24 protein-coding genes and 1 pseudogene are annotated in these 24,909 nt (G+C 41.1%); 19 read left to right on the top strand and 6 right to left on the bottom strand.

Translation table 11 applies throughout. The features are described 5' to 3' along the window. Positions 1-144 precede the first annotated feature (144 nt). From gspF to B1202_RS06665, 4 genes are all read left to right on the top strand, one after another. Positions 145-1,350 (top strand): type II secretion system inner membrane protein GspF, encoded by a 1,206-nt coding sequence (gspF, locus tag B1202_RS06680; RefSeq protein ID WP_078189785.1) that lies wholly within the window; start codon positions 145-147, stop codon positions 1,348-1,350. A gap of 57 nt (positions 1,351-1,407) precedes the next feature. Beyond that, complete coding sequence (gene gspG / locus B1202_RS06675) at positions 1,408-1,824, top strand: type II secretion system major pseudopilin GspG (RefSeq protein ID WP_373683025.1); 417 nt, start codon at positions 1,408-1,410, stop codon at positions 1,822-1,824. A gap of 283 nt (positions 1,825-2,107) precedes the next feature. After that, a complete protein-coding gene (locus B1202_RS06670; RefSeq protein ID WP_078189783.1) occupies positions 2,108-2,443 on the top strand; it encodes a hypothetical protein in 336 nt (111 codons plus the stop codon). 232 nt (positions 2,444-2,675) lie between these two features. Continuing rightward, positions 2,676-3,014 carry a tRNA-binding protein gene (locus B1202_RS06665; RefSeq protein ID WP_078189847.1) on the top strand — a complete coding sequence of 113 codons (339 nt, stop codon included), beginning with the start codon at positions 2,676-2,678 and terminating at the stop codon, positions 3,012-3,014. 83 nt (positions 3,015-3,097) lie between these two features. On the opposite strand, the gene lnt is transcribed toward B1202_RS06665, so the two are convergent. Beyond that, positions 3,098-4,657, bottom strand: coding sequence for an apolipoprotein N-acyltransferase (lnt, locus tag B1202_RS06660; protein ID WP_078189782.1), 1,560 nt, complete (start codon positions 4,655-4,657; stop codon positions 3,098-3,100). After that, on the bottom strand, positions 4,654-5,493 hold the full coding sequence (locus B1202_RS06655) for an HlyC/CorC family transporter (RefSeq protein WP_078189781.1): 840 nt from the start codon (positions 5,491-5,493) through the stop codon (positions 4,654-4,656). Before B1202_RS06655 ends, lnt begins: the two co-directional genes overlap by 4 nt. 200 nt (positions 5,494-5,693) lie before the next feature. Here B1202_RS06655 and tusA point away from each other — a divergent pair, with 200 nt between their 5' ends. The 4 genes and pseudogenes from tusA to B1202_RS06635 all read left to right on the top strand — a co-directional run bounded on the left by tusA (position 5,694) and on the right by B1202_RS06635 (position 11,350). Continuing rightward, the gene (gene tusA, locus B1202_RS06650) at positions 5,694-5,951 is read left to right on the top strand and encodes a sulfurtransferase TusA (RefSeq protein WP_078189780.1); all 258 of its coding nucleotides are present in this window, start codon (positions 5,694-5,696) and stop codon (positions 5,949-5,951) included. A gap of 133 nt (positions 5,952-6,084) precedes the next feature. Then, positions 6,085-8,649 (top strand): annotated as a pseudogene (locus B1202_RS06645) (type VI secretion system Vgr family protein); the annotation flags it as partial. 1,159 nt (positions 8,650-9,808) lie between these two features. Then, positions 9,809-10,735, top strand: a complete 927-nt coding sequence (locus B1202_RS06640) for a hypothetical protein (RefSeq protein WP_143221583.1) — start codon at positions 9,809-9,811, stop codon at positions 10,733-10,735. Between the two features lie 222 nt (positions 10,736-10,957). Further along, on the top strand, positions 10,958-11,350 hold the full coding sequence (locus B1202_RS06635; RefSeq protein ID WP_078189778.1) for a hypothetical protein: 393 nt from the start codon (positions 10,958-10,960) through the stop codon (positions 11,348-11,350). Positions 11,351-11,591: 241 nt separating this feature from the next. On the opposite strand, the gene B1202_RS06630 is transcribed toward B1202_RS06635, so the two are convergent. Next, the gene (locus B1202_RS06630; RefSeq protein ID WP_078189777.1) at positions 11,592-13,304 is read right to left on the bottom strand and encodes an electron transfer flavoprotein-ubiquinone oxidoreductase; all 1,713 of its coding nucleotides are present in this window, start codon (positions 13,302-13,304) and stop codon (positions 11,592-11,594) included. Positions 13,305-13,498: 194 nt separating this feature from the next. Here B1202_RS06630 and B1202_RS06625 point away from each other — a divergent pair, with 194 nt between their 5' ends. From B1202_RS06625 to B1202_RS06605, 5 genes are all read left to right on the top strand, one after another. Continuing rightward, positions 13,499-14,107: a DUF1285 domain-containing protein gene (locus tag B1202_RS06625; RefSeq protein ID WP_078189776.1), complete on the top strand. Its 609-nt coding sequence runs from the start codon at positions 13,499-13,501 to the stop codon at positions 14,105-14,107. 49 nt (positions 14,108-14,156) lie between these two features. Beyond that, the gene (gene murI, locus B1202_RS06620; protein WP_078189775.1) at positions 14,157-15,044 is read left to right on the top strand and encodes a glutamate racemase; all 888 of its coding nucleotides are present in this window, start codon (positions 14,157-14,159) and stop codon (positions 15,042-15,044) included. Positions 15,045-15,166: 122 nt separating this feature from the next. Next, positions 15,167-16,195, top strand: a complete 1,029-nt coding sequence (locus B1202_RS06615) for a DUF4062 domain-containing protein (RefSeq protein WP_078189774.1) — start codon at positions 15,167-15,169, stop codon at positions 16,193-16,195. 65 nt (positions 16,196-16,260) lie between these two features. Then, positions 16,261-17,283, top strand: coding sequence for a ferrochelatase (gene hemH / locus B1202_RS06610; RefSeq protein WP_078189773.1), 1,023 nt, complete (start codon positions 16,261-16,263; stop codon positions 17,281-17,283). Positions 17,284-17,295: 12 nt separating this feature from the next. Continuing rightward, the gene (locus B1202_RS06605) at positions 17,296-17,940 is read left to right on the top strand and encodes an MBL fold metallo-hydrolase (RefSeq protein WP_078189772.1); all 645 of its coding nucleotides are present in this window, start codon (positions 17,296-17,298) and stop codon (positions 17,938-17,940) included. 94 nt (positions 17,941-18,034) lie between these two features. Here B1202_RS06605 and B1202_RS06600 read toward each other — a convergent pair whose 3' ends face one another. Continuing rightward, the gene (locus B1202_RS06600) at positions 18,035-18,220 is read right to left on the bottom strand and encodes a DNA gyrase inhibitor YacG (protein WP_078189771.1); all 186 of its coding nucleotides are present in this window, start codon (positions 18,218-18,220) and stop codon (positions 18,035-18,037) included. A gap of 83 nt (positions 18,221-18,303) precedes the next feature. On the opposite strand from B1202_RS06600, the gene B1202_RS06595 reads away from it, so the two are divergent. The 3 genes from B1202_RS06595 (at position 18,304) to B1202_RS06585 (ending at position 20,650) form a co-directional block, all read left to right on the top strand. Further along, positions 18,304-18,954, top strand: coding sequence for a DUF938 domain-containing protein (locus B1202_RS06595; protein ID WP_171262609.1), 651 nt, complete (start codon positions 18,304-18,306; stop codon positions 18,952-18,954). A 6-nt stretch (positions 18,955-18,960) separates the two neighbouring features. Beyond that, positions 18,961-20,166, top strand: coding sequence for a TIGR03862 family flavoprotein (locus B1202_RS06590; RefSeq protein ID WP_078189769.1), 1,206 nt, complete (start codon positions 18,961-18,963; stop codon positions 20,164-20,166). A gap of 73 nt (positions 20,167-20,239) precedes the next feature. Then, positions 20,240-20,650 carry a GFA family protein gene (locus tag B1202_RS06585; protein WP_078189768.1) on the top strand — a complete coding sequence of 137 codons (411 nt, stop codon included), beginning with the start codon at positions 20,240-20,242 and terminating at the stop codon, positions 20,648-20,650. 127 nt (positions 20,651-20,777) lie between these two features. Here B1202_RS06585 and B1202_RS06580 read toward each other — a convergent pair whose 3' ends face one another. Together B1202_RS06580 and B1202_RS06575 are read right to left on the bottom strand one after the other, a co-directional pair. Then, on the bottom strand, positions 20,778-21,353 hold the full coding sequence (locus tag B1202_RS06580) for a hypothetical protein (protein ID WP_078189767.1): 576 nt from the start codon (positions 21,351-21,353) through the stop codon (positions 20,778-20,780). 9 nt (positions 21,354-21,362) lie between these two features. After that, complete coding sequence (locus B1202_RS06575; RefSeq protein ID WP_078189766.1) at positions 21,363-22,139, bottom strand: class I SAM-dependent methyltransferase; 777 nt, start codon at positions 22,137-22,139, stop codon at positions 21,363-21,365. Positions 22,140-22,255: 116 nt separating this feature from the next. Here B1202_RS06575 and B1202_RS06570 point away from each other — a divergent pair, with 116 nt between their 5' ends. The 3 genes from B1202_RS06570 to B1202_RS06560 all read left to right on the top strand — a co-directional run bounded on the left by B1202_RS06570 (position 22,256) and on the right by B1202_RS06560 (position 24,894). Further along, positions 22,256-23,527, top strand: a complete 1,272-nt coding sequence (locus B1202_RS06570; RefSeq protein WP_078189846.1) for a hypothetical protein — start codon at positions 22,256-22,258, stop codon at positions 23,525-23,527. 124 nt (positions 23,528-23,651) lie between these two features. Then, positions 23,652-23,843, top strand: coding sequence for a hypothetical protein (locus B1202_RS06565; RefSeq protein ID WP_078189765.1), 192 nt, complete (start codon positions 23,652-23,654; stop codon positions 23,841-23,843). Positions 23,844-23,940: 97 nt separating this feature from the next. Continuing rightward, positions 23,941-24,894 (top strand): 2-hydroxyacid dehydrogenase, encoded by a 954-nt coding sequence (locus B1202_RS06560; RefSeq protein ID WP_078189764.1) that lies wholly within the window; start codon positions 23,941-23,943, stop codon positions 24,892-24,894. Positions 24,895-24,909 lie beyond the last annotated feature (15 nt).

The raw sequence follows: 24,909 nt of genomic DNA, 5'->3' as shown, positions 1-24,909 counted from the left end.
TGGATAAGTTCCTGATTAAATTTCGTCGTGATCGTAAAGGAGTTGTGTTAGAGTGAGCTCATATTTTATATCTAAGAATATGAATGATTTTGATGGTCAGACGCAACTGCGCTGATAGAAATTTTGGAAAATTAGAGCATTACAATGCCTGCATATCAGTTTACTGCCATAGACGCTTCAGGGAAGCAGCAGAAGGGTGTACTTGAGGGTGATTCTGCGCGTCAAATTCGTCAACAGCTCAGAGATCAGTCACTCATTCCAGTTGCTGTCGATCCGATTGAGCAAAAAGACAAACACGCGCAGCAGCGCTGGTTTCAAAAAGGGCTGAATGCCTATGACTTGGCTTTATTGACTCGCCAACTTTCAGTTTTGGTTGCCGCTGCGATTCCATTAGAAGAAGCGATCCGTGCTGTGGGAAAACAAAACGAAAAAGCCCATGTGCAAAATCTGTTGATGTCGGTGCGTTCTAAAGTTTTGGAAGGACATTCTTTAGCCAACGCACTACAACAAGCAGGACGTTTTCCTGAACTGTATATTGCCACGATTGCAGCAGGTGAGCGTTCAGGTCATCTCGATCTCATACTCGACCAACTTGCCGATTACACCGAAAACCGCTTCGCCATGCAAAAGAAAGTGCAGGGTGCGATGATTTATCCGATCATCCTGATGTTAATGTCTTTCGGTATTGTGATGGGACTCATGACCTATGTGGTCCCAGATATTGTCAAAACCTTTGATCAAAGCAAAGATGCCTTGCCGTGGATAACGGTCGCTTTAATGAAAGCCAGTGACTTTATCCGAATGGCCTGGCCATTTTTATTGGTCGGTAGCGTGGTCTCGATTTTTCTCTTGGTTCGATTCCTCAGAACAGCGGCGGGACATTATGCGTTTGACCGTTTGACCTTGAAACTACCGTTATTTTCCAAACTGTCTAAAGGCATTAATGCCGCTCGTTTTGCCAGTACCTTGTCGATTTTAACCAAGTCTGGCGTGCCTTTGGTCGATGCTTTAAAAATTGGCGCAGCGGTCAGTAATAATTGGGTGATTCGAGATTCGGTCAACCTTGCGGCAGAGAAAGTAACAGAAGGTGGTAATTTAGCAACACAGCTTGAGCGAAGTGGTTATTTCCCACCGATGATGGTACAAATGATCAAAAGTGGTGAAAGTTCAGGCGAATTAGATCGGATGCTCGAACGTGCGTCGACAATGCAAGACCGAGAAGTGACGACCTTAATTTCAACTTTATTGGCGTTGCTTGAACCGCTGATGTTGGTATTTATGGCGAGCATTGTACTGGTGATCGTGATTGCTGTGATGCTGCCAATTGTGAATATGAATAATATGATTTAAGACATTCTAACAATGATGTGAACAGAGATTTATAACATGCAAGTGAAGACAAAAAATATGAAGCAACAGGGTTTTACTTTAATTGAAGTAATGGTGGTCATTGTCATTTTAGGTGTTTTGGCAGCGCTGATTGTACCGAACGTGATGGGTCGTGGTGAAAAAGCCAAAGTCGATACCACTGCGATTACTTTAAAAAGTGTCGCTGGCTCATTAGATCAATACAAAATGGACAATGGTAAATTCCCTTCAATGCAAGACGGCGGATTAAATGCTTTGGTCACTAAACCTGAGTCTGCTAAAAACTGGTTGCCAGGTGGCTACATCAAAGGTGGCTATCCAAAAGACAGTTGGGACAATGACATCCAATATGTGATTCCCGGTTCTGAAGGCCGTCCTTATGATCTTTATTCATTTGGTGCGGATGGTCAGTCTGGTGGTGAAGAAAATGATGCCGATATTTACTATAAACACTAACTGAGAATAATTATAAATTCAGTTTTAATGGAATTAATCACTTCACTTAATAGGATGTTTCAATATTGAGTGAAGTGATAATAAATCTTAATTATAAAATTAATATTAAGTTATTGAATTTGCTTTAAATTACATAATATAAAATATGTGATATTTATAATAAGAATTATTCCCAATTTTATTGATTACAATAATCGCAAAATATGAATAAATATAGGCTTTTCATTTAAATAAAACCGAGCATAATATCTTTTATGGTACTTTTTTAGCCATGGAGGATAGTATGAAAGCATTATTATTAACGGATGAAATTAACCAATTTCATTGGTCTATGCTGAAATCTGTTCTTTTGATTTTAAGTATTCTGCCGATCAGTCAAGGCATTGTGTATTTATGGCAAAGCACTGAGGGCAGTAGCCAAATTATGGTGGGCTTCTTTGCCATGAGCTTAATGAGTTCATTACTGGCTTTAAGTTTTTGGTCTGCATTAAAAGCGACTGTGGCAAATTTAAAACAAGAACATGCATCTGCCATCGAACAAATGGTTGTTCGTCTTTATCGATATATTCCAATGGTGTCTTTAGCTGCCATGCTTTCCTATTTAGTAACGCAGTTATAAACCACAATCAAACCTTCCAAACTGGAGCTTGCTCCAGTTTTTTTATGTCTCGTGCAAATGAACAGTTAGCCTAGATCAAAGCGTACATTAATGTGATACGCGCTCTAAGATGACCTTACTTTGTCCGTTTAGACGCATCGAATGTCTGTTTCACATATCGTCAGCCTGAATGAAATTTTTATAATGCATAGATAGCCAGATGAAGTACAACAAAGAAAAGAAAGAGGGAAAAATGCAACAGATCGATTGGCAAGATTTTATGAAAGTTGAATTACGTGTAGGGAAAATTGTGCAGGCTGAAGTCTTTGAGCAAGCGCGTAAACCCGCGTACATTCTCCATGTGGATTTTGGAGAGGAACTGGGCATTAAAAAGTCCAGTGCACAAATTACACAGCTGTATCAGCCGGAAAATCTATTGGGAAAATTGGTCGTTGCCGTCGTGAATTTTCCAAAAAAACAAATTGGGCCGATCCAGTCAGAGTGTTTGGTCACAGGTTTTCATAATGCAGAGGGGCATGTTGCTCTTTGTGTACCCGATGCAGAGATTCCCCTCGGCACTAAGTTGCTTTGAAAAAGTAAGATGAGCTGGCACGTTGAACGTTTATCAATAAAAAACCGAGCCAAAGCTCGGTTTTTTGATCTTTTGTAGCGGAATTAACGGCGTGATTTAAAAGAAATATCAACTTTACGTGGTCGATAAATCCAACCGAGAACCAATAGCAAGAATGAGAAAATCAACACAGGCCAATCACTTAAGCGAGTGTAAAGCGTTTCGCCTTGCATGGCAGGTAAATCACCACGCAGTACTGCATCTTTATCCATCGGTGCCTGTTTCACAATGTGACCATTATGATCAATAAAGGCAGTAATACCTGTATTGGTTGCACGGATAAACCAACGGCCATTTTCTTTGGCACGCATTTGAACCATTTGTAGGTGTTGATGCGGGCTCGCTGTTCCAGTAAACCATGCGTCATTGGAAATAGTCACTAGGTAGTCACTTTGACTGGCATTACGGCGCGTTAAGTTGGGATAAGCCACTTCATAGCAAATCGCCGCACCTAAATCATGACCTTTAACATTCAAAGGCTTTTGGTTGTTTGCGCCACGTGAAAAGCCACTCATCGACGGGTCATTTTGTAGGGCAGGTAGTACCCAACTTAACATCCCTGAAAGCGGAATGTATTCACCAAAGGGGACTAGACGTTGCTTCTTGTATAGACCAGAAGATTCATCACCAGTTGCCATGATGGTGTTGTAATACATAGGGTGTTGGTTTTGCTGTGATTCTGCCAAATCCCAATAGGGAATACCTGTCACCCAAGCCGTACCTGTTTTATTGGCTTGGACTTTCATCGCATCCAAAAATGGCTCAATATCGGTTTGGAACATTGGAATGGAGGATTCTGGCCAAACAATGACATCACGGCCCCATTCGGTCCGACTTAATGACGCATATTTCATTAAGGTTTGAGCTTGGTATTCTGTTAACCATTTTAAATCTTGTGGAATATTGCCTTGAATTAAGGAAACACTCAGCGGTTTTTCATTTTTAGGCTGAACAAATTGCAGTTGCGCTGCACCCCATGCGCCGAGCAAAACAAGGGCAGAGGGAACAATCCAGAAGATGCGTTTACGCAGGATTTCAACCAATGCACAGGCCAATACAATGACCGCAAAAGATACCCCAAAGATCCCGAATAATGGCGCATAGCCATCGAGGAATCGTTCAGTAAAGGCATAACCTGCAAACAGCCATGGAAAACCGGTAAAGACCCAAGTTTTACTCCACTCGAAAAACACCCACAGTGGCGCAAAGGTCAGTGGGGTTTCTGGAAAGAAGCGGCGGTAGAGCCAACTCTGAACTGCGGTAAACAGCCCCATCACAATCGCCATAATGGCAATCATCAAAACACTGAGTGCTGAATTGGTATCACCATAGACATGGATCGAAGTATACAGCCAAAAAGCCCCGACAAACCATAAGCCAAAGCCATAAGCTAGACCAATGAAAAACGATTGTTTAGGGGCACGCTGACTTAAGCATGCATATAGCAGGGCTGGAGATAAAATTGCCAACCACCAATAATGATAAGGTGCCAGCGACAAGCTGAAGATGGCACCTGAAAATAATGCAATCAGCAAAGGATAGATGAAAGGTAGCTGTTTTTTTTGTTGTGAGTGGTTTAGCAGCTTATCAAAGTAGGTTCTCATTTACGGACAGCTCGGATCAGATGAATAGTACGTGCATCTGCCTCCAAAATGGTAAATTCCCAGTTTTCAAGTTCAATCACTTGACCTTGTAAATCACTGACCAAGCCCATTTCTTGTAGCAGTAAGCCGCCCACAGTTTCTACTTCATCATCTGAAAAATCAGCATCTAAAAGATTGTTAAAGTGTTCAATTGGTGTAAGTGCTTGAACCAACCATGTATTTGCACTTAGTGGGTCTTCATCTGGAATGATAAATTGAGCTTCTTCATCGACTTTGTCGTGTTCATCTTCAATTTCACCCACAATTTCTTCAAGAATGTCTTCTAAAGTCACTAAACCTGAAGTTGTGCCATATTCATCAATCACAACAGCGATATGGGTTTGGGTATTTTTTAACATCCGTAAAACTTGGTCAGAACGCGCGCTCTCAGGTACAAATAAGGGTTGACGCATTAATGCACGAATATCGACTTTGGTGGTCGGTTCTGTCAAAAATGGCAACAAATCTTTGGCCAAGAGAATACCGACGACATTGTCAGGTTGGTCTGAGGAAAAGACGGGGAAACGTGAGTGTGCAGATTCAACAAGTACATGCAAAATATCCAATAGCTCATCATCTTCTTGTAAGCTGATCATCGCAGTACGGGGTGTCATGACCTCGCGGATTTTAGTTGCAGGTAAGTCGAGTACCCCTTCGAGCATGGCAACTGTATCGGGTTCTAAGAAGCGACGTGAATCTTGTACTAACTTCAACAGTTCGTCACGGGTTTCTGGTGCAGTGCCCAGCCATTTACGTAAGCCGCGCATGCCCCACGACGGGCCGGATTCCTCTTGCATGATCTTTCCTAAAGACTCTTAATATCTAATAAATGATGATTTTATCATACCGTAGAAAATACAGTTGTCTATTGTTAATGTTGATCTAGATGATGAGCGATCAAGTCATTTTAAGACGCTATCGTTTGCATTTTTCAAGCTAACATTCGGTCGTCAGGATTATGCTAAAATAGCCCTAGATTTTAATACTGAGTTTTCTAATGTCTGAGCCTTCTGTGCCCCCATCAATTCAATTAAACACCCGTGGCTTACGTTGCCCTGAGCCTGTGATGATGTTGCATCAAGCCATTCGTAAATCAAAATCGGGCGATATTGTTGAGGTTTTTGCAACAGATAATTCGACTTCTTGGGATATTCCGAAATTTTGTATGCATTTAGGTCATGAGCTTTTGCTTCAAGAAGAACGTCTTGATGAAAATGGAAATAAAGAATTCCATTATTTGGTTCAGAAAGGTTAATTTAAGAGATTGTAAAAAATAATAATTATTAAGATGTTACATTTTTATTAATAAAATAGGCTGGTCAAGTCTGATGGCTAGCCTATATCATTCGCAGCATAATTATACAAAGTTTAAAAAACAGACTTTTAAAATGTTAAATTCGATTGCTCTTATACTTGAAAAATTAGGCTTATCCGCCCAAAAACGTGCCATTCATGTGCAATTTTCCAACCCTGCGTTGAATGAAGAGCTTTTTATTCAACGTATTGATGGGGAGCATGTCTTAAACCAAGGCGTGCAAGCGACTTTGATTTGCCTATCTACTAATGCACTTATTCCACTAAAACAATTTATTGGCGCACAAGTTGCCGTTGATCAAGTGACAGATCAGGGTGAACTCTTCCGTACTACGGGTATTATTACCGAAGCCACCCAAGGCCAGAGTGACGGTTCACTCACGCTGTATAAACTCACTTTAGAAGATGCAACGTCGCTATGGCATAAACGCCGCAACAGCCGTGTGTTTATGAACAAATCTGTTCGCGATGTCAGTGAAACTCTCTTTAAAGAATGGCAAAGCAAAAGTCCGCTCTTTGCTGCCAGTCTAACGCTAGATCTAAGCGGTTTAGGCCAACACTATGACGTCCGACCTTTCATCATGCAATCGAATGAAAGCGATTATGACTTTTTAACCCGACTTTGGCGCAGTGAGGGTATCAACTGGCTCATCGATGAAGCGCAGCTGAAAGTGCCGCATTCTTCAGCGCCAATTGAAAAACAAAAACTCCGCCTGATTGATGACAATAGCCAATATCAAGCGCTCAGCCGTCGTAGTATCCGCTTTCATCGCTCTAGCGCCACTGAAAAACAAGACAGCATCACCAGCTTGATCGGTGAACGTAGCATTCAGCCGACTGCGGTCCATGTACAGCGCTGGCAAGCCGATGGACTCAGCCAAGAAGAAGGCGCAGGCTCAGTTCAAAGTAAACATCAGCATAGCCAAAGCCAAGACAATGCCAGCTTAAGTCTAGAGCAAGCATGGCATGTCAGCCCTGCATGGATGCAAGACTTAAAAGGCGAAGACCAAGCTACCGCTTCATCCAATAGCCAAATTGAAAAACTGAATCAAAACCTAACGCGCTATCACGAGCTGCAATCTAAAAAATTCAATGCGCAATCGACCGTGCGTGATACCCAAGTGGGTTATTGGTTTGAACTGAATGAACACCCTGAAATTGATCAACACAGTGGTGCAGACAAAGAATTTTTAATTACAGAAAAGAAATTCTATAACCAAAATAACTTACCCAAAGACCTCACCGAACAAGTCAATCAACTGATTGAACAAAGCCAGTGGAATATTAAACCCATCCATGAACAGGCCGAGCGTCAGGCCAATCAGCTCACATTACAACGCCGCAATATTTCGACTGTTCCTGAATATAACCCACTCGAACACCGTCCAAGCACCCATCCGCAACGTGCTAAAGTCGTTGGGCCAAGCGGTGAAGAAATACATGTCGATGAATGGGGGCGTATCAAAGTCCGCTTCTTATTTACCCGTGGAGATGACCACAGCCATGATGGCGGTGCGGGCAGTAATGACAATGATACGGACTCTGCATGGGTAGATGTACTGACTCCATGGGCAGGTGAAGGTTATGGCGCACGCTTCTTGCCACGCATTAATGAAATCGTGGTCATCGATTTCTTTGACGGCAACATCGACCGACCATTTGTGGTGGGGCGTATACATGAGGCACAGCGCAGTCCGACCCAATTTGATGGTAAAGGCAAACTGCCAAACACCAAAAAACTAGCTGGAATAAAAAGTAAGGAAGTCCAAGGGGAAGGCTTTGGACAACTGCGCTTTGATGACAGCACAGGGCAAATCTCAACACAATTACAAAGTACCCATGGTGCCACCCAGCTCAACCTAGGGAACCTCAGTCATCCCAAAGAAACCGCAGAAAGTGCAGGGCGAGGTGAAGGTTTTGAACTGAGAACCGACCAATGGGGCGCAGTACGTGCAGGACAAGGGCTTCTTGTCAGCACACACCCACAACAACAAGCAGCGGCAATGCACCTCGACGCACAAGCGGCGAAAGAACAAATCGAAGCCAATTTAAACAGCAGTAAAGCCTTAAGTGAAGTGGCGAAAAATCAACAAACTGACCCACTTGAAGTCTTAGATAACCTGAAAAACTTCCTTGGCCAAATCGAAAAAGGCAGTAAAGAAAAAGCCGACGCTTTTAAACAAGCCTTAATGATTTTATCTGCACCAAACTCAATTGTTGTGAGTAGTCAGGAAGATATTCATCTTTCAGCAGATGGGCAGATCAGCCAAAGTGCAGGCGATAGCATCAATATCAGCAGTCAAAAATCCTTAATTGCCCATGCACAAAGCAAGATCAGTCTATTTGCAGCTCAGGAAGGTGCAAGGCTGTTTGCTGGCAAAGGCAAAGTTGAAATCCAAGCCCAAGGAGATGGGGCTGATTTGATTGCACGAAAGGGTATTCAAATTATTTCCACGGAAGATAAAGTTGAAATCAAAGCGAGCAAAAAAATTGTTTTAGTTGCGGGTGGTAGCCAGATTGAAATTAGTAGTGCGGGTGTATTGCCTACTACGGCTGGAAAGTTTGAGGTGAAGGCGGGGCAGCATAAGTTTGTGGGGGGGAACAAGATTCCCAATTTGAATGTAAATTTACCTGCACTGAAAATCAAAGAAAATTCAGTGAGCGAATGTCCTATAAGGTTAAAACAATCAAATTCAAATACCGAATATATATCTAATGCTGAGTCATCCAAGGCGTTGAATGATTCAGCATTACATGGAAATAGTTGTTCATCTTTATTACAACCAATTAGTATAGTTGATTATCTACCAGAAGCTCTTTCTGGGAAAATTGTAGATACGGATCAAAACGGAAATTTAATATCAATAGGTATAGAAAAAAATGAAACTTTAGAAGATGGTTATGTTGACTATTATGAAAATTCAAAGAGGTATAAAGTCAAATTTTATGATTATTCAGAGATAAGCCAACCATTTGATATTAAGTTTGATCCACTTAAAAACCTCTTAACAGTAACAACAAAGATATCTTTTAAAGGAAAAAAGCGTGTCTTAGTTGATAATAATAACCAGATAGTTACTAATAAAAGTGGTATAGAAGTAGAATTACCATATGATTCTAGCTTAGATTTGCAAAATTCCATGTTTTCTTTTGAGGATATAGAAATTCCATATAAAGATTGGTTTGACTTTAATAAAGCTAAATCTGAAATTGAGAAAATTTTAAATAAAAATAATTTTTATTTATATCCGAAAAACTGTGCTCAATCAAAATGTACGTGTAAAGTTCCAGTTTGGTTAGAAGTTGTAGAAGCACAAGATGGTCATGAAGTTAATATATACAAATTAAGTACTCGTGCGGATTCAAGTAATTGGTCTATAAATGCTACAGCAGAATACAAAGCATCGAAAAAACAGGTAACTGATTACTATCAAATTTATGAATTTATTGAAAACTCAACTTCATTAACTGATTTTCAACAATATGACTTCGGATGTTGGAAATTTGAGCCAAGTTGGATGTCGAATAATATACATGCGCATGAGTCTGGTCATTTATTTAATTGGCCAGATGAGTATTTTGCTTATGGGGGAGCAGTAAATCAAAGGTATACTTTAGCTACAAGTAATCCACCATATCAAATAGATCTTAAGATTACAGAGCCTGCAGATTTTTGGAAAAGAAATTCAAAAAATAATTTAATGGGTGAAGGGACTTTAATTAAAAATCCACAAATGCATGAATATTATCTGCATCAAATTCGAGATTGGTTTGAAAAAGAAACAGGGATTAATTGGGATGTTAAATCTTAAATTTATAATGGTTTCAATTTTATTTATGAGTACTGTATCAATGGCGAAAAATAATGAAGAGTTTTACACGAGTACATATCCAAATTATTGGGGTAATCCTCTTATAGAAAAATTTTGGGCTAATAATGGTAAAGAATTTTATTTGAAAAATTCTACAGTAGATAGAATTGGTAGTAAAAATAATAAAATAAACGGAGTCGGTTTGATTGTTAAAAGCTTAACCGAAAAAGAGGCTGAAGATTATGATAAATATGGAAAAAAAATTTTCTTGCTTAATAAAAAATATGATGTCAAAAGTAGCAAAGATAAGAAGCTAAATTTTAGATTTTTTGAAATTTCAGGTGAGAATACTGTTTCTTCAATACTTTTTAATTCAAAAGACAGTAATGGGCAGGAAGTTTTAAAATGGTTTAATGAAAAAAAAATAAATTTTATTAATTCCAGTGACAGTAAAATGGAAATTGGATTTAATATTGTTACTAAAATAAAAAAAAGTGAATCTGATTATGTTTTAGAATTGATATTTGAGAATTTATCTAGGCAAGATATATTAATCACTGGGGTTAATGATTGGGAGGTGAGTAATGAAAATAGAAGAAGTAAAATAATATCAAATTTAGTGATTAGGGATGGTTTGAATGCATCTTTTAAATTTAATTTGAATAAATATAATTTGATAGAGAAAAATGAGGATTTATTAAACAATCTAATATTACCTGGGAAAATGAAAAAAAATATTCATTTCAAGTTAGATAAAAATGAAATGGATAAGCTAGAAGAATATCAAAAAAGTATAGATGATGCAGAGCTAAAATATTATGTTGTTATGGATCTTAGAGTGCTATCGCCAAGTATTATTGCAGGTGATTTTCATTATTTAACTAGTTTGAATGAATTTATTTATTCTAAATGAATTGCATGTCGTATATTTGGTTTTTTCACATTTTTTTGTGCAAGGGAATTGTATTTTTAATGTTTGAAGTAATAATTTTGTAGGCGGAATTTTATTCTGATAGTTTAATTATTTAAACTTTCTTGCAATGGTTTTTGTTGATATTGATTTTTTAATTTTATTTAGTTGGTTTGATTTTAGAAAAATTATGTCTTTTATTTTTAATCAATAAATTGAGCTATGATGAATTTTGTTAGTGTTTTTAGATTGTTATTTATAGTGCTCATTAGCTCGCCTGTATATGCTGAAGAAGAAAAAATAGCATATTTATACGAGAAAAATAAACAATCGATTTTTTTAGGGGGTTGTAATAGGGGAGTTTTTCCATTTAATAGTACTGATTTTTCTAAGATAAAAGATCTGACCTTAAAATATAAGTTGGAAAAAAATCATCGAAATCATCAAGAGACTACATCGTTTAATTTTCTGATTGAAAATAAGGAAATTACAATGTACGGTGGAGGAGATGAAGTTGTAAGTAAGCTTTGTAATATGGAAAAGTCTAGAGAAATTAAAATTAATTATTATAAAATTGAAGAATCTAAAAGAATATATTACTACATAGATGAAATTTAAATTTGTATTTAGGCTTAGTGAGATTATTTCTTTTAATTATTTATAAAATATCTAAATCTAGTGGCTATAAAATAACACATTGATAATTCTTTAAAATAAACTATTTATGAAATTCATTTTTTATAGGGATTAGGTTTTTTGTAATAATATTTTTTAAAGAATGTGATCGTATATTAAAAAATAAACCCGCACTAAGCGGGTTTATTTTTATCTCAAAAGAGATTACATGTTCGGGTACTAATTACATGTTCGGGTAATTAGGACCACCGCCACCCTCAGGTGTTACCCAAGTAATGTTTTGAGACGGATCTTTGATGTCACACGTTTTACAGTGTACACAGTTGGCCGCGTTAATTTGGAAACGCTTAGAACCGTCATTCTCTTCCATAATTTCATAAACACCAGCAGGGCAATAGCGCTGAGCAGGCTCATCCCATTTTGGTAAGTTTACATTTACAGGAATAGACGCATCTGTCAGTTTCAAGTGAGCAGGTTGGTTCTCTTCGTGAACGGTATTCGATACGAATACTGAAGACAAACGGTCAAATGTAATTTTACCATCTGGTTTTGGATAATTCGGTTTGAAGTTCGCAGCATCAACCGTTTTTAAAGCACTGAAGTCTGGCTGTAAGTCATGCAGTGTGAATGGCACTTTAAAAATGTTTTGATCAACAAAGTTGAACGCACCACCCATCCATTGACCAAACTTATGCATAGCAGGGCCGAAGTTACGAGAGTTATATAACTCTTCTTTCAACCAGCTGTTGTTGAACTTGTCTGTGTACGCGGTTAACTCTTTAGCGAAGAAGTCTTCACCTTCAGTCACACGTGCAATGGCAAGGTCACCACCTTTTTCCACACCCGCAGCAATCGCTTCAAATACAGCTTCACCACAAAGCATGCCTGATTTCATTGCTGTATGAGAGCCTTTGATTTTTGCAAAGTTTAGGAAACCTGCGTCATCACCAATTAAGCTACCACCAGGGAAAGTGAATTTAGGTAGTGAGTTGAAACCACCTTTTACAACCGCACGTGCGCCATAAGAAATACGTTTACCACCCTCAAGATATTGCTTGATCAGTGGATGTGTTTTCCAACGTTGCATTTCCATAAATGGATACATGTGTGGATTTGTGTATGACAAGTCAACGATCATACCCAACGTCACTTGGTTGTTTTCAGCGTGGTATAACCACCAACCGCCTGAAGAACCTGTTTCACTTAAAGGCCAACCTGCACCGTGCATCACCAAACCTGGCTTGTGCTTAGCAGGATCGATTTCCCAAAGTTCTTTAATACCAATACCGTAATGTTGCGGATCAGCATCTTTATCTAAGTTGAACTGAGCAATCAGACGTTTACCCAAGTGACCACGGCAACCTTCAGCAAATAATGTGTATTTTGCATGAAGTTCATAGCCAGGGGTGAAGTTATGCGTTGGTTCGCCATCTTTACCAATGCCCATGTCACCAGTCTGAATACCTTTCACAGTACCATCTTCATGGTAAAGGATTTCAGACGCAGCAAAGCCTGGGAAAATAGACACTTCTAATTCTTCAGCTTTGGTACCTAACCAACGAACCACATTACCTAACGAAATAACATAGTTGCCATCGTTATGCATGGTTTTTGGCACCATCCAATGCGGTGCTTCTTGTGATTTTTCATCAGACAATAAGAAGAAGGTTTTATCTTCAGTCACAGGCACATTTAAAGGCGCGCCTTGTTCTTTCCAGTCTGGGAACAATTCATTCATCGCGCGAGGTTCAAGCACAGCACCCGATAGAATATGCGCACCTACTTCGGAGCCCTTTTCCACGACACAAACGGACAGATCGTTTAGGTTATTTTCAATTGCAAGTTGACGAATTTTAATCGCAGCAGATAGGCCGGCAGGACCTGCACCGACGATAACTACGTCAAACTCCATCGATTCACGTTCGATGTGTTCCATGTAGGACTCCTCATATTTCGGAAGGTGGCATCCATTCAATTCATTTAAATGGTGCTGCCATGAGTGTTCTTAATGCCCAGACACAATTTTTCTATCGTGTCTTTGATATTGTGGGCTAGTATAGTTTTAAACCGAGTTCTAGCCAATTGGCTGAATCATATTATTTTTCCGTCACTAAGGTATTTATTAGGCGGATGAAGCAGCAATTGAACGAAAACCCGACGAAAAAATTCATTAATAGGGATGATAGAAATTTAATGAACATTGCACAATACTTAAAAGATGGACAGTCCGGTCACAAAAGGTCAATCCCCCCATTAGATCAATGGCATCCAAAGCATTGTGGTGCAATGGATTTGAAGGTTTTAGCCAATGGAGAATGGTGGCACGATGGTCAATTGATCAAGCGACAAGCGCTCATAGATCTGTTCTCAACCGTGCTTTGGAAAGAAGATGGGAAATTCTATTTAAAAACCCCTGTGGAACAAATTGAAATACAGGTGGAAGATGAGCCTTTATTTGTCAATCAGGTGGATCAAGTTGAGATTGACGCTAAACACTATATTCAATTCACCACAACCACCCAAGACCTGATTATTGTTGATCAGGAACATCCGATTTTTATGCGCGAATATCAGGGTGAACTACGTCCTTATGTGCATGTTCGTTTTGGTATAAATGCCTTAATTCAACGTGCAGCTTTTTTTCATTTAGTTGAGATGGGTGAGCTGCTTGAAAATGAGCAAGGGGAGTCCATTTTAGTGTTACAAAGTGGTGATTTGCACTTGCAATTAGGCACCTGAGGTTTAAGCTTTCCACCTTGTCATTCTGAATCTAAATTAAAGTGACCCTATGACCGCCATTCATCCCATTTACCCCTTAAATGTACCCATGCCAAAAGCGACTGCTGATGCGCCTATTGGGGTATTTGACTCAGGTATTGGTGGTTTATCTGTTGCATTGGAAATCGCACGTTATTTACCAAATGAGCGGATTGTTTATTTTGCAGATACGGCACATGTTCCATATGGCCCGCGTCAAGATCAGGACATCCGTGAATTGACTGCGCATGCGATCGAGTGGTTATACCGTCAGGGGTGTAAAGTCGCGGTGGTGGCATGCAATACGGCATCGGCATTTAGTTTGGATTATTTGCGTGAACACTACGGTGAAAATTTTCCGATTATTGGCTTGGTTCCAGCCTTAAAACCCGCGGTATTACAGACCAAAAGTAAAACTGTGGCTGTCCTCGCAACGCCTGCGACTTTTCGGGGTAAATTAATCAAAGATGTCATGCAGCGATTTGCTGAACCTGCAGGGGTGCAAGTTTTGTCAGTGACTTCTTTGGAATTGGTGCCCTTTGTTGAAGCGGGGGCGCAAATGACTGAGCCTTGCCTGCAGACATTAACTGAGATATTACAGCCAGTTGTAGATGCAGGTGCAGATTATTTAGTGCTTGGATGTACGCATTACCCCTTCCTAAAATCGGCAATTCAGTATATTTTTGGTCAGAAGCTGACATTAATTGACTCAGGATTTGCGGTTGCACGACAAACAGCCCGAATTTTGATTAAAAATGAGTTATTATTTGAGCATAACCGCCAAGATTCACTGCGTATTGAATGTTATGTCAGTGGAAATAATGCGGAAAACTTAACACCTGTGGTAGCACGCTTAATTCAAGATGATCAAATCACTTGGAAAATCTGCAATATTCAGGCGGCAAGTTTAGAATTTTAATCATTGTGATTGAACGATTTTAGATAAAACAATTTAAATCTATTTGGGGTAGTCATGCTGTATGTTTCAGCAACCACTTTTTTGAGTGCTGGATATAGCGTGCAACGGGAAGAGGATCTCTAATGCTCGATAAGCGTTATCAAGTATTCATTTCCACATCTGGCAGTGAAATGCAGCCAGAACGGATCATATTGGCACAGACTCTTGTAGGGATGGGTTTTTTCTCTTGGGGGTTGGAACAGCGCACACCATTAAGTACGGCTTTTGCGCGTCGTCAAATTGATGACTGTGATTATGTGGTGATCTTACTGGGTAGTCAGTACGGCGAGCAGTCTGTTTCAGGTGTGGGTTATATGCACCTTGAATATATTTATGCAGTGACGAAACAAAAGCCGGTCATTGTGTTTATGCATGAAGATCCAAATTCACGTGATCTTTCTTTGCATGATGAAAAGCCTGAGCTACGTGAAAAATTCAAAGACTTTCGTAAGCTATTGCAAAATGAAGTGGATCAAGTCTTTAGCTATCGAACCTTGCGTGATTTAGAAATGGCAGTGCGATTGAACATGCCGCAAATGCTAGAGCGCTATCCTGTTTCAGGTTGGGTTCGTCCGCAAAATACCCAAGCTTTGCATGATGAAATTGATCGCTTAAAAGCAAAATTGGTACAGCTCGAAACAGAATCAGGAAAACGAGAAGTCGACCCATTCCTGAGCTTACCGAAAGTCTCGATGCATGAAGTGTTCTCTTTTGAGTATCGTATGCATGCCTATCAAGACGGCAATTTTAAAGAGCTGAAAGTTCAGAAAAAAATGACTTGGGCACAGTTGCTTTCGATTTTGGGTTCAACTTTTGTCAATCCGACCCCAGAAGAGTTTTTCTCTAAACGCATGAATGAATTTCTAAACGAAACAGGTTTGGAAGATGCCCGATTAGAAATGCCTCGTGCGCATGCGGTTGCTCGTGCTCAGGTGAATATTCGGGCTTTGCATAGCATCAAGAGCCAAATGCGTCAAAATGATTGGATCATTCCAAATGGACGTGATGACCGTCAACGCATGTTGTGGCAAGTCACTTCGAAAGGTCAAAAACTACTGGAAAGTAATTTGTTAGATAATGATCGGGTTTTTCAATTTAAATCTGCATATTAATCTGTTTTATAAAATGGATAAAAAGCTGCTACATTAGCGTCATTCAAATTGATGGAAAAAGTGTAATGTTGTCTGCCGAAAAAGCTAAAGTCACCATTATTCTGGCGAACTTAGGCACGCCTGATGCACCTTCTGTGCCTGCGGTACGTCGTTTTCTGCAACAGTTTTTATCTGATCAGCGTGTCATTGAAATTCCAAAACCAATTTGGCAATTGATTTTGCGTTTGTTCATTTTGCCATTTCGACCAAAGCGTGTGGCGCATGCCTATGAAATGGTTTGGGGCAATGATTCGCCGATGCGTGAAATATTGTTGGCGCAAGTTGACGCTGTAAAAGCACATTTAACTCAAGCGTATCCAGAGTTTGAACTGAAGGTGATTCCTGCCATGACCTATGGCAACCCAGGCATTCATGCAGCTTTAGATCAATTGGCGCAGCAGCCACAAGACCACATCGTCCTGTTTCCGCTATTTCCACAATATTCAGCCACATCGACTGCACCGCTATATGATGCGATCGCACAATGGATTCCGCAGCAACGCAATTTGCCGGGCTTGAGTATTATTCGTGACTACTATCAGCACCCGCTATTTATTCAAGCTTTAGCGCAAAGTGTGCGTGATTATCAAGCGGAGCATGGGGTCGCGGATAAGTTGCTGATGTCTTTTCATGGCATTCCACAGCCTTATGCAGACAAGGGTGATCCCTATGCTGACCGTTGCCGTGTAACAGGGCACTTGGTCGCGCAAGCGCTTGGTTTAAATGAAGATCAATATGAAATCAGTTTCCAATCGCGCTTTGGTAAGCAAGAATGGGTGAAACCTTATACTGATGCCACGTTGGACGCGTGGGGCAAACAAGGCGTGAAATCGGTACAGGTTATGAGCCCTGCATTTTCAGCGGATTGTTTGGAAACGCTAGAAGAGTTGGCGCTGCAAAATGCTGAAATTTTCCAAGCAGCAGGTGGTGGCGAATATGGTTATATTCCCGCATTAAACGCGCGGGATGATCATGTTGCATTGCTCAATTTATTACTTCAAGCTAATCTTGATGCCTTAAAGCAAACATTAGCCCATTCATCGCCTTGAGGTTTTCGCCCTATGTTGCAAGTTAAAATCGTGCCCGTTACGGCATTTCAACAAAACTGTTCCATCGTTTGGGACTCTGAGTCGAAAGAAGCGGTCTTGATTGATGCAGGGGGAGAGCCGGAAAAATTAAAAGCCGAAGTTGAAGCGCTCGGTTTAACGGTCAAAGCCTTGTGGTTAACACATGGCCATTTAGACCATGCAGGTGCGGTTGGGGCATTAACCCAAGCTTGGAATGTTCCAGTGATTGGCCCGCATAAAGAGGATGCATTTTGGTTGGACATGATTCAGGAAGTTTCTGCGAAATATGGTTTCCCGATCCCTGAAAATGTCCATGTGACCCAATGGTTGGAAGGCGGCGAAACCTTGAAGCTGGGTGCAGAAGAGTTTGAAGTGCGTTTTGCACCGGGGCATACACCAGGTCATGTCATGTTCTATAACGCAAAATATGCCGTGCTTTGGACGGGTGATGTGTTATTTAAAGGCTCGATAGGCCGGACAGATTTTCCACGTGGTAACCATCAACAATTACTCGACTCCATTCAGCGTGAATGTTTTAGCTTGCCGGATGACACGCAGTTTATTTCAGGGCACGGTCCAATGAGTACCATTGGTTATGAAAAACAACATAACCCTTTCGTTGCTGGTAAAGCGGGTTAAGCAACAAGATAGAGAAAATTGAATTAACAAAAAAAGGAATCCAAACGGATTCCTTTTTTATTTACCTAAATAATAGGTTTATGCACTTGAGTCCTTAGAATTGGTCTTCTTCACGGCCGCCATCGGCCTGAGGTGCATCTTGTGTCGGCAGACGATATTCATCATTGGCCCATGCACCGAGATCAATCAATTTACAACGATCTGAGCAAAACGGGCGATATTCATTATTTTCCCAAGTCGTCAATGCGCCGCAGCGTGGACAATTCATGGTGGTGGGCATGCTTAACTCCAGCAAAAACGGATGATTCAATTAGGCAAATACAGTCGCAGTTGTTAGACTTATGCCGTTCTGTTTAGTTTGATCTGTTTATGCCTATTCGTCAATTTCAAGCGCAGCGTATGCGAGCTCCCCGTGATTTTCAGCCGATTGATTCCACACCGATTTGTGTGGAAATTGGGGCTGGTAAAGGTAAACACGCATTATTGTTTTCAGCCAATCATCCTGAATTTCAATTGATTGCTGTTGAGCGTACACGTGAAAAATTTGTGGCAATGCAAAAGCAGCATCAACTTGAAGGGCAAAACAATTTAACTCCAATTCATGCTGATGCATTGCCTTGGGTAGTACATGCTTTACATCCTGCGCAAGTGCAGCAATTCTTTATTTTGTATCCAAACCCTGAACCGCATAATCCTGCACAGCGCTGGTTAAATATGCCTTTTTTTGAATTTCTATTGTCGCGTTTGCAGTCGGGTGGTCAGATTACCTTGGCCAGTAATATTCCTGAATACATTGAGGAAGCGCAGCAGCAGTTAATCGATGTTTGGAAGCTGCCTTTTGTCAAAGAACGCATTGCAGAGACTTCAGCACGTACACACTTTGAGATTAAATATCTAGAACGTGGTGAACTCTGTCAGCAGTTAATCATTACCAAGCCTGTAGATTACACCACACGTTTTGATGATTTTCAGCCGCTACAAGGCAAGCAACCCACCGAAGTGTCTGCGGAATAATTGGGCATGACTCAGCGTATTGCAATCATTGGGGCAGGGCCTGCGGGATTGATGGCGGCAGAAGTGCTTAGCCAATTTGACTATGACATTCATGTTTATGAGCAAAAACCATCGGCAGCCCGTAAATTTTTAATGGCTGGCAAGACGGGGCTGAATATTTCGCATGCAGAACCCATTGAACAATTTGTGCAGCGCTATGATCAAGTGGAATGGCTGAGCCCATGGGTTAAGCAGTGGGATGCAGCATGGATTCAACAATGGATGATGGGGCTAGGTATTGAAACCTATATTGGTTCATCAGGTCGGGTCTTTCCTATTGAAATGAAAGCTGCGCCTTTGCTGCGTGCCTGGTTAAAACGTCTTAGTCTAGACGGGGTACAATTTCATTATCGACATCAAGTTTTGGACTTACAGTCCAATCAGCTGACAATTCAAAACCTTGTTGATGGATCAAATCAAGCGCTTGGCTTTGATGCGATTATTATGGCATGTGGGGCTGTGTCTTGGTCACGTTTAGGCAGTGATGGCGCATGGCAAAAATGGCTGCAGCCTGAGAGTATTGAAGCTTTTCAGGCCAGTAATGCCGGTGTGGAACGCGTTTGGTCGAAGTTCATGCAGCCCGTGTTTGGACAGCCCTTAAAGCGAGTCAATGCATGGGTCGATCAAGCCGAGCCGACCCAAGGCGATATCATCATTTCACACTATGGACTGGAAAGTGGATTGATCTACAAACAAGGTCGAGCACTGCGTCAACAGGTGAAATCTGCTCAGCCTATGCAGCTGACTTTGGACTTATTACCAGATCAAAGTGTTGAGCAATTGGCTAAGAAATTACAGCCTTCGAAGAAGCAGTCTTTAACCAATGTTTGGCGTAAAGCCGGTGTAGATGCGGCGAAAGCTGCGCTGGTCCGTGAACTGGTGGATAAATCTTTGTGGCATGAGCCGGCCTTACTTGCTGTGAAAATTAAACATTTAGATATTCAACTTGACGGATTCCGCCCGATAGATGAGGCGATTAGCTGCGCGGGTGGTGTGAAGCGTTCAGTCCTAAATGATGGCTTACAATTGAAGAGCAATCCTTTTGTATTTGTCTGCGGAGAAATGTTGGATTGGGATGCGCCTACTGGGGGCTATTTGCTGACAGCATGCCTTGCGACCGGTCGGGCAGCGGGTGAAGGGGTTCAAAACTATTTGGTTTCTTTGCAGAACTAAGCGCTTCAAATTGTCACAATCTTGCTGATGAGTTGTGATATTTTGAGATGAAATTCTTCTAAGAAAGACCACTATGCGCGTACAAGAACAATATACCGGAAGCTGCTTGTGTGGAGCGGTTTGTTATGAGATCAATGGTCCGATCGGTGAGATCGTGCAATGTCATTGTTCTCGGTGCCGAAAAGCCAATGGTACAGCATTTGCGACCAATGCCCCGATTGCCAAAGCAGATTTTAAAATTGTGGCCGGTGAGCAGTTTCTGAAACAGTATGCGTCCACGGCCACCACGCAGCGCTGTTTTTGTAGTGAGTGTGGTTCGCCAATCATCAGTATTAAGGCTGAAACGCCTGATTATTACCGCCTACGTATAGGCACTTTAGACACGCCTCTGACACAGAAACCGACCTGTCATATCTTTGTCGCATCCAAAGCTGAATGGGATGATATCGCAGGTGATTTACCGCAATATGCTGAACGACCATAGCGCAAATTAAGATTGAGCAATCATCTCAAGGGCATGAATGTGCCCTTGAGGTTGAGTTTTAAGCTCGTGTCGCCTTCTCATTCATCCATGTTGAATTTGGGTAAATAGATTGCAAAGGGTTGGAAGATTAAGGCTGACGAGTTTTTTGTAGTTCAGGATATTGTTCCTGCCAATGTCCCAATTGTTCTTGTGCATGAATAAACTGGCCGAGACCTTTGACACTATCACTAGGATTTTTTAACTCGCCATCGGCTGCTTGATTTTTCTCACGATAAATTTGTGATTGATTGTCCCAGTACTGATACATCAAGCCTTGAATATAACGGCCTTGCTCAGTTTTCATTTCGAGTTCTTTGAGCATATTCAGTGCTGACTGGATGTTGTCACGCTTACGCTGTGTAGCAAATTCATCAGTGAGTTTGCCTTCCTCACGCAGTTTCATCAGTTCATCTTCCATCTCATCGCTAATTTGACTAAAGCTCTCGTCATATTGCGTCAGTAGCGTGAGGTCGTGTAGATCATCTGGGGTCTTGGCAAAGTTTTTAATAGGATCACTATTCAGTTCTTTCATGATTTGATCGTCGGAACTGATTTCACTATTTTGTTCCACCGTTTTTGATGATTTTTCACATGCAGTGAGTCCTAGCACCGTACCCATGAGGAAGATGACACTGAATTTTTTTAAAGAGATTGGCAAGAGCATAATCGTATCCTAATGTGTTTTTCTAAAGATATAGACATGCGTGATATACGGAAAATCAATGAAATCCTGTGCAGTCTTTTGGGTTGATTCAGCCACGATATTTTCAAATTGTTGTTTCAGTTTTTGTTGTTCATCCGGGCTTAACGCTGCAATAAAACTGGTGGACAATAATCGTTTGGAAACCACGTGTTCCACTGTACCATGATGCAATTGTTGAAAGGTCGTTTCGGCAATTAATTTAAATTTTTGCTGCTGCTCAAACACTTTTTGCCATTGCCCACTATGATAACGTGGTGTGTCACCTTCGAGCTCACTCAAGACATCAGCGAGTTGTTTGACCCAATTGACTTGGATATCACGTTGGTTCCAAATCAATACAAGATCCCCATTGGGAACTAAGATACGACTGATTTCATTGAGGGTTTCAGGGGTGGCAAACCAATGAAAAGACTGGGCACAAAATACCGCTGCCACAGAATGATCATGCAGTGGAATCTGATCACTTTGGGCGGCTAAAGTTGCAATATGCGGATGTTTTTTCTGCAATTGTTGCAGCATTTCATGCACAGGTTCGATCGCGGTGATATTTTCACTGAGTGGGCGAATATACTCGAGAAATTTGCCTGTACCTGAGCCTAAGTCCACCAGATGGGCTTGAGGGGCTAAAGCTAAATGTTGTTGTAGCCACGCACTGATTTCAATCGGGTAGTCAGGGCGGGCTTGTTGATAGAGTTCAGCTGCAGAGCTAAAGCCTTGTTGTGCGGCAGGATGTATTGAATGTGTCATATTCTGCACTTTTTAATCTGTATGGCCTCTATAAAATAGCATATTCGGAACAAGATAAACTTTGAATGCAACAAGGAAGGAAAAGCGTGACGCAACAAGGACTGGAGCAAAGCACAATGGAAAAGCACATCATTTTTGAAGATGATCAAATTCGTGTCATTTTTCAGCCCGGTAGTTCTCGTGAGCTTATTTTCTCCTTCGGTGATCTGATTACCCGTGCCAAGGGCTTGAGCATCAATGCCGAGAAGTCTTTGCAAAAATATGATTTTAATGTGATCGGTGTGATGCCGAAACAAAAATCGTGGTTTCCAGCATCATCAATGCAACCGATGTATCAAGCCATCAAGCCGATCCTTGATCAATTTGAGCTGCGTATTGCCTATGGCGGTTCCATGGGCGGCTATGCTGCCATTAAGTATGCCAATTTATTTGGTTTTCAGCGCGTGGTCAGTATGGTGCCGCAGTACTCCATAGACCCTGAAGACATCGTCGATACACGCTATGGCATGTTCTTTCAACCCAATCTGCATGCCAATATGCGGGTACTTGCTGAAGACGTATCGACTACACGTGAATATATCGTGGTGTATGATCCTTATTGTCGAGAAGATCGCGCGCACTTTGAAAAATTACAGGCTTTAATTCCGCATGTGCATGTGTTGCATTTGCCGTTTACAGGGCATGATGCCATTGCGGTATTGGCGAGTTCAGAACTGTTAAATGATTTCTTGAGACATCCTTTTGATGCACCGTATTTTTATCAAAAAATGCGTCGGGTTAAGAAAAACAGCAAATTTTATTATCGAAAAGTCATCGAAAATTTACTGACACGCCATCGTGATGCCTTGGGTGAAATTTTAAAAAGCAATTCGTTTCAGCTTGACCCTCAATTTTTTGATGCCAAACAAAAACAGACCTTATTACGGGTATTGTTTAATAACAAACAAGTCAGTGAGCAAGATCTGCAAAAGTTGGGAATCACGACCTTTTTACCTCAGGAAAATCGTAGCCTGTTACTCGACCAGTTTGATCATGGTTTAGTATTTAACGTGATTAGCCAAAAAATTGAAAGCTATGCAGCCGGTGTGATTGCGCTGAATCACAAGTTTTTGATCCCTTTGCAGCCGAAGGGCACAGGCCTGGTATATGTACAAGTCCAAGATGAGCGTTACATGGTGGTGATGAATGACCGTCAGGTAATGAAATTGGTCTTAGCTCAAGATGAACTGGCGACAGGTATGCATCCGATTTTAATGCAGAAATATGTGGGCTATTACACACTGAACTATAAAGAACTGCGTTTGAGTAGTGATGAATTTGGTCAAGTCTTCTTTGTCGAAAACGCCGATGCGTCTTGCCAGTTCGTGGTGCAGCCTGAACAGATTTAAGCTCGGCATTTGTTTGAAAATCCAAAGCTTGCTAATTTGTAGGAAGGGATTATGATGAGAGAAAGGTAGTATAAAAAACAATCATACTGCCCAAAACATCATAAGGAATATGAGGGGTATCAGTATGCATTCAACGCAGATGCTTGCTGTATTATTCATCTTAGTGCTGACCATGGGTTCAGCCTATGCACAGGGGGTTAGTTCAAGCATACTGATTTTTAGCAGCAGTATGTTGTTACTTACGATACTGACCATTTATGTCATACTCAAAATTCGAAATTCACTGCAACATCATCTCGATAAACCCGCGAAATAGCGGGTTTTTTTATATGCTGTTCGATTGCACTTTGGTGCATCACAGGTTTTAATCATTCACAATCGAATCTTTATAATCGGCCAGAAGGGAAGCAGCCATGAAAGCGGTATTTCTAGATTATCAGTCTCTAGATAAACAGGACTTAGATTTTAGCGGACTAGAAGCACAGTTTGATGAATTGATACTCTATCCCGCAACAACGGCTACAGAGGTTGTTCAGCGCATACAAGGGGCTGATGTGATTATCAGCAATAAAGTACACATCAATGCTGAGCACATGCAGCTCAATCCGCAATTAAAACTGATCTTAATTTCTGCCACTGGCACCAATAACGTTGAGCTTGTACACGCACAGCAACAAGGAATCGTGGTGTGTAATTGCCAAGCTTATGGCACCGCTGCAGTCGCACAGCATACCTTGATGTTAATGTTGAACTTGGCGACATCATTTCGACAGTATGATCGGGCGGTTCAAGAGGGAGATTGGCAAAAAGCGGATCAGTTCTGCTTACTAGATTTTCCAATTATTGAGTTGGCTGGTAAGACTTTGGGGATTGTCGGCTATGGCGAATTGGGGCAAGCCGTGGCACATTTGGCTAAAGCTTTTGGCATGAAAATTATGATTGGTGCGCTACCGAATCGACCTATGGTGGCTGAGCGAGTGGCATTTTCTGAGATGTTAGCGCAGGTCGATTTTCTGAGTTTGCATTGCCCTTTAACTGATGAAACTCGTGATTTACTCAATCATGAAAGCTTGGCTCAAATGAAAGCATCGGCCTTTGTGATCAATTGCGCACGAGGTGGTGTTGTCAATGAATCGGCATTAGCCGAGGCATTAAAATCAGGAACGATCGCAGGCGCAGCAACCGATGTCTTGACGGTTGAGCCACCAAAGCAGGGCAATGTGCTGCTCGACCCAAGTATTCCAAATTTAATCATTACCCCACATAGTGCATGGGGAAGCGTCGATGCGCGACAACGTATTGTGCAGCAATTGGTGGAAAATGTAGAAGCCTTTAAAGCGGGGATGGTCATTCGACAGGTGAATTAAAATCGAGTTTAAGGA

This window comes from Acinetobacter amyesii, assembly GCF_002018365.1.
In the GTDB taxonomy this organism is placed as follows: domain Bacteria; phylum Pseudomonadota; class Gammaproteobacteria; order Pseudomonadales; family Moraxellaceae; genus Acinetobacter; species Acinetobacter amyesii.
This window is presented reverse-complemented; position numbering and strand designations above follow the sequence as displayed.